Annotated in this window: 2 protein-coding genes; both read right to left on the minus strand. The window is 75.9% G+C overall.

Going from position 1 to position 6021, the window contains the following annotated elements; genetic code table 11:
- Window positions 1-4294: non-ribosomal peptide synthetase (locus HTZ82_RS13570; RefSeq protein ID WP_175409611.1), on the minus strand; the 4294-nt coding region annotated here is incomplete at its 3' end.
- A gap of 187 nt (window positions 4295-4481) precedes the next feature.
- Window positions 4482-6021, minus strand: a 1540-nt coding sequence (locus tag HTZ82_RS13575) for a lantibiotic dehydratase (RefSeq protein ID WP_175409612.1), incomplete at its 5' end; no start/stop codon positions are given.

Below are 6021 nucleotides of genomic sequence, written 5' to 3' on the forward strand. Positions count from 1 at the left end.
GGTCCGGATACAGCAGGAACGTCGCCGTCAGGTCGAACTTCGCCGACCGCCACGGCAGCGCGAACGGCTCCACGTCAAGCCCCTCGGCCCGCGGCCCGCCCACCGGACTCTCCTGCACGTCGAACATCACCTGGAACAGCGGGTTCCGGGACGCGTCGCGCTCCGGCCGCAGCCGCTCCACGAGCCGCTCGAACGGCACGTCCTGGTGGTCGAACGCGCCGAGCACCGTCTCCCGCACCCGGCCCAGGAACTCCCCGAACGCCGGGTCGCCCGACAGGTCGCCGCGCAGCACCACCGTGTTCACGAACAGCCCGACCAGCCGCTCCAGCTCCACCTGGCCACGCCCCGCCACCGGCGTGCCCACCGCCACGTCCCGCTGCCCCGTCCAGCGGGACAGCACGATCTGCACCACCGCCAGCAGCACCATGAACCGCGTCGCGCCGTACCGCCGGGCCAACGCGTCGAGACCGGCGGCCAGCTCGGGCGCCAGGTCCACCTCGACCGCCGCACCGCGCCCCGACCACACGGCGGGCCGCGGCCGGTCCGTCGGCAGCTCCAGCGGCGGCAGCCCGTCGAGCGCGGCCTCCCAGTACCGCAGCCGCTCCTCCAGGACACCGTCCTCCTCGGCACCGCGCTGCCAGACCGCGAAGTCGCCGTACTGCACCGGAAGCGGCGGCAGTCCCGCGTGCCCGCCCGCGAGGCGGGCGCCGTAGCACGCGGACAGCTCACCGACGACGACGTCCTTCGACCAGCCGTCCGTCGCCGCGTGGTGGAAGACCACGACCGCCACATGGTCGTCCGCGTCCAGTTCCCACACCCCCGCCCGCAGCAGCGGCGGCGCCGCCAGGTCGAACCGGCGCGTCGCGAAGGCCGCCGCACGCTCCCGTACGAGGTCGAGGCGCTCCGCCTCGCCGCCGGCGGCCTCCGGGGCGGTGTGCCAGGCGAGCGGCACACCGACCCCGTCGATCACCCGCTGCGCCGGCCGCCCGTCGACCTCGACCAGCGCCGTCCGCAGCACCTCGTGCCGGGCGACCACGTCGTCCAGCGCGCCCTGCCAGGCCGCCCGGTCGAGCCCGCCCCGCATCCGCCACGCGAACCACAGCACGTACTCGTCACCGGCGTCCGACATCCGGTCCAGGAACCACATCCGCTCCTGCGCGAACGACATCGGCAGCGGCCCCGACCGGTCCACCGGCACCACACCCCCGCCCGCGGCCTGCCGCGCCGCCCCCACCAGCGGGCCGAACTCGCGGATGCGCGGGTGCTCGAAGAGCGTGCGCAGCTCGACGTCACGGCCCAGCCGCTCCGCGATCCGCGACACCGCCATCGTCGCGAGCAGCGAATGCCCGCCCAGGTCGAAGAACCCGTCGTCGATGCCGACCCGCTCCACGCCCAGCACCTCGGCCCAGATCTCCGCCACCACCCGCTCGGTCGCGTCACGCGGAGCCGTGTACGCCGCCCCGCTCACCGACCGGTCCGGGGACGGGTCGGGCAGCGCCGAACGGTCCAGCTTGCCGGACGCGTTCACCGGCAGCGCGTCGAGTACGACGACGTCCGACGGCACGGCGTAGTGCGGCAACCGGTCCGCGCACCAGGCCCGCAGCGCGGACGGCTCCAGCGCGCCGCCGGAACCCGCCACCACGTACCCCGTCAGGCCCAGCGCGCCGCTCGCGTCGGGCCGGGCCGCGGCGGCCGATGCCACCACGCCGGGGAACTCCCGCAGTACGGCCTCGACTTCGCCCAGTTCCACGCGGAACCCGCGGATCTTGACCTGGTCGTCGATGCGCCCGAGGAACTCCAGCTCCCCGTCGGGCCGAAGACGGACCAGGTCGCCCGTGCGGTACAGGCGGCCGCCGTCGCCGCCGTACGGGTCCGGTACGAACCGGTCCGCCGTCAGCGCGGGCCGGCCGAGGTAGCCGCGGGCCAGCTCGGGGCCGCCCAGGAGCAGTTCACCCGGCTCACCCGGGGCGGCGAGCCCGCCCCGGGCGTCCACCACGTACGCCCGCCGCGCCCCCAGCGGCCTGCCGATCGGAACCCGGCCGGACTCCCCGTCGGCGCCGGGCGGGCGCGGCACGTCGTACGCGGTGGCGGTGACGGTCGTCTCCGTCGGCCCGTACGCGTTGACCACCCGTACGTGCGGGGCGCGCGCCCGCCAGGCGGCGAGCGGCTCCGGCGGCACCGCCTCGCCGCCGAGGATCAGCAGCCGCAGCGACGCCAGGCCGGCGGCCGTGCGGTCGGTGAGCGAGAACGCCAGCTCGGACCAGTAGGTGGGCGGCAGATTGACGACGGTCAACCCGTGCTTCCGCACCTCGGCGGGCACACGAGCCGGATGCCACTGCTCGTCCGGGCGGAGCACCACGGTCGCGCCGCACGACAGGGCGGGCAGCAGCTGGTCGAGCGAGGCGTCGAACGAGAACGAGGAGAAGGCGAGCACCCGGTCGCGGGCCGTGACACCGAACGTGTCGCGCGCGGCGGCGACATGGGCCGCGAGGGCGCCGTGCTCGACGCCGACGGCCTTCGGGCGGCCCGTCGAACCCGAGGTGAAGATCACGTACGCGAGGTCCCGGGCGTGCGGGACACGGCGGGGCGCGCCGGGCGCCGCCCGGACGGTGTCGACGGACCGGACCGGCACCCCGAGCCCGGCGGCCAAGCCGGCGGTCGACGCGTCCGCCACGACGCACCGCACCCCCGCCTCGGCCACCATGAACCGCAGCCGCTCCTCGGGAAGCCGCGGATCGAGCGGCACGTACACGCCACCCGCACGCCACACCCCGGCCATGGCCACCACGGCGCCGGTCCCGCGCCGCACCAGCACCCCGACGGCGTCACCACGCCCCACTCCGTCCGCTCCGAGCCCGTCGGCCAGACCGCCGGCCAGCCCGTCCAGCTCCCCGTACGAGACGGCATCGCGCCCGCACACCAGCGCCACGTCCCCGGAGCCACCCCCGGCGCCGAACGGCAGGACGGCCGCCGGGCCCGTGCCCGTGCCCGTGGCCCCGCCACCCGGGACGACGAGGGGCGCCGACCCGTGGACCGGCGCGTCCGGCTCGGCCACCACCGCCCGCAGCAACGCGACGTACTCGGTGCAGAAGCGCCGCATCGTCGCCGCGTCGAACAGGGCCGTGGAGTACTGGAGGCGGGCGATGACGCTGCCGTCCGGGCGTGCGCCCAGGTCCATGAAGACGTCCAGCGGCGTGCCCTTCAGCGGTGTCGCCACCAGCTCGATGTCCAGGCCGTCGAGCACGGGCGGGCGCTGCGTGCCGAGAATCGTGAACGAGGCCTGCGCCAGCGGGTGGCGCGACAGGTCGCGGGCACCGCCCACGGCACCCACCACGCGGTCGAACGGCGCGTCGGCGTGCGAGAAGTCGCGCAGCGCCCCCTCGCGCACCCGGCCGAGCAGCGCGGCGAACGACAGGTCTGCCGACACGTCGGTGCGCAGCACGATGGTGTTGACGAACGGCCCCACCACGTCCGCCGCACGCGGGTCGCCCCGGTCGGCCAGCGTGGTGCACACGGCGATGTCCGACTGCCCGGACCAGCGGGCGAGCAGCGCCTGGTACACCGCGAGGAGCAGCATGTAGCGCGTCGCCCGGTGCGTGCGCGCCACCCGGTCGGCCTCGGCCACCAGCTCGGCCGGCAGCTCGAACCGTACGACGTCTCCCGCCGCGTCCCAGAACCGCGGCCGCGGCCGGTCCGTCGGCAGCTCCAGCGGCGTGACGCCCGCCAGCCGGCCGCGCCAGTAGTCGAGGAGCCGCTCCATGCGCGGTCCTGACAGCCGCTCGGCCTGCTCGCGGGCGAAGTCCGCGTACTGCGCCGGCGGCGCCGGCACGTCCTCGCCCCGGTAGCCGGCGGCCAGTTCGCGCAGCAGGACATCCCACGACCAGCCGTCCACGGCGATGTGGTGCACGACGAGGAGCAGCAGATGCTCGTCGGGACCCAGGCGCGTGAGCGTCACGCGCAGCGGCAGCTCACGCGCCAGGTCGATGGGCCGGTCCAGCTCACGCTCGAACACCTCGTCGGCGCTGCCGGCGGCGACGCGCCCGACGGTGAACCGAGCGGGCGGGTCGACCTGCGGAACGGGTTCCCCGCCGACCGCGACGAACCGGGTGCGCAGCACCTCGTGGCGGGCCACGACACCCGTCAGCGCCCGTTCGAGGGCCGGGACGTCCAGCGCGCCGCGGATACGGAGCGCCAGGGGGAGCAACGAGTCGGACGAACCACGGGTGAGCTGGTCCAGGAACCACAGCCTCCGCTGGGCGAACGATACGGTGCGAACAGCTGCGCCTACCTTCACTGCGGGCCTCCCAAGCGGTGTTTTCCTCCACCCTCGTGGGCGCGGGCCCCCGCCAGTAGGGAAGAAGACGCAGCGGCACGCGCAGCCCGTGAGCGCGACGGGCGGCCCGGCGGACCGGGAGGCACGACCGCGGCGCGCCCCGCCGGAAACCCGGCCGGACGCGCCGCCGTCACCCGCGTACGTACACCTACGCCCTCTCCGGCCCGCCCTCGTCGACCGCCACGAACCGCAGCTCGGACGTGTACGCGTCGCCCCGGTCGTCGACCAGCCACGCCTGCTCCGGGGTCGGGAGCATCTCAGTGATCACGGCCCGCCCCTCCGGCTCACGGCGGGCCATCCTGCGCACCGCCTTCGCGAGGATGTTGACGTACACGGGACTGTCGAAGTCCACGTAGAACGGCCGGGGTTCGGTCGGCAGCACCACGAACACGAAGCGCGGCAGCCCGTGCCGCTCCCGCCAGCGGCGGGCCCGTACGAACCGGCGGGCCTCGTCCTTCTCGTCCGCGAAGTCCATGCCGGGCGCGCCGAGCCGCCAGGTCTCACGGGCCACGACGAGACGGTCCACGGTCACGCGCGGCGCGTGCGGGGCCTCGGGCAGGATCTGGAACAGGTCCATGGCGAGGGTCGTCAGGACGTGCGCGAACACGTCCACCGCCGCGAACTCGGCGCCGTCCGGCAGGACGACCACCAGCGCGCCGTCCCGTTCGGTCAGCGTCACATCGGCGCTGGGCACCGTGCGCGGGCGCCCGGCGTCGGCGGTGAGGTCCACCAGGGCGACGTGGTAGTCCTCCGGGCGTACGAGGGCGTGCCGGGTACGGGCGGACAGCCGGGACCGGTGCTCCTTCGGCAGCAGCGGCATCAGCCGCGGCCCCGGGTGGTCGCGGTCCGTGAGGCGCGTCAACTCCTCCGGGTCCGGGTGCTGGTGGACGAACAGCGAGGCGCCCAGCGTGTTCGCGGCGAGGTGCAGCTCACCCAGCACGAGCTGGAAGTCCCCCCGCGCCACGGCCTCCGCCCCGGCCGCTGCCACCATCACATCCGGACTCAGGTACCGCGCCGCCGTCCACCCGGCCGGCGCCGCCCGGCCACCGGCCCCGGCCCGCGGGTCCGGCGTTCCGAAGCGCGCCGCGACCGCGCCCGCGATGTCCTCCAGGGACCTCTGGACCCGCCGGGAGCCCTCCGGCGCCGCCAGGACCGCGGACCACCGGGTGCGGAACTCCTCCTGGAGCGCCGCAGCCCGGGCGCGGGCCGACCCGTGGAGGATCGGCATGCACGCGAACCAGAAGGTCGCCAGATCCACCGGCCCCTCCGCGGCGAGCCGCCCGTACACCGCGCGGGCCTCCGCCATCACGGCGTCGGCGAGCCGCGCGGTGAGCCAGGCCGCGCTGGTCAGCAGCGGCTCCAGCGGCGCCAGCGCGTCCCGTACGGCCCGCCCCGCGCGGGCGGTGGCCGCGCGCCGGCAGTCGGCGTACACGACGGCACGGCACGGTGCCGTGCCCTCCGCCTTCTCCCGTACCGCCGCCGTGTCGGTGAGCGCAACGAACTCCCGCTCCAGGCCGGTCATCGCCGCCACGACCCGGTCGGCGTCACCCCCCGCCTCCCGCACCCGGTCGCGGCCGCGCTCCAGCCGGTCCAGGACGTCCAGCCAGCGCGCCCGCGCCTCCGCGTCCCCGACCCGTCCGAGCCACGCCCGCAGCGCACGCTCCGGACGCGCACCGGCCGGCACCTCA

Origin of the sequence: Streptomyces sp. TRM64462 (assembly GCF_013362995.1) — a bacterium.
Taxonomy (GTDB): Bacteria; Actinomycetota; Actinomycetes; order Streptomycetales; family Streptomycetaceae; genus Streptomyces.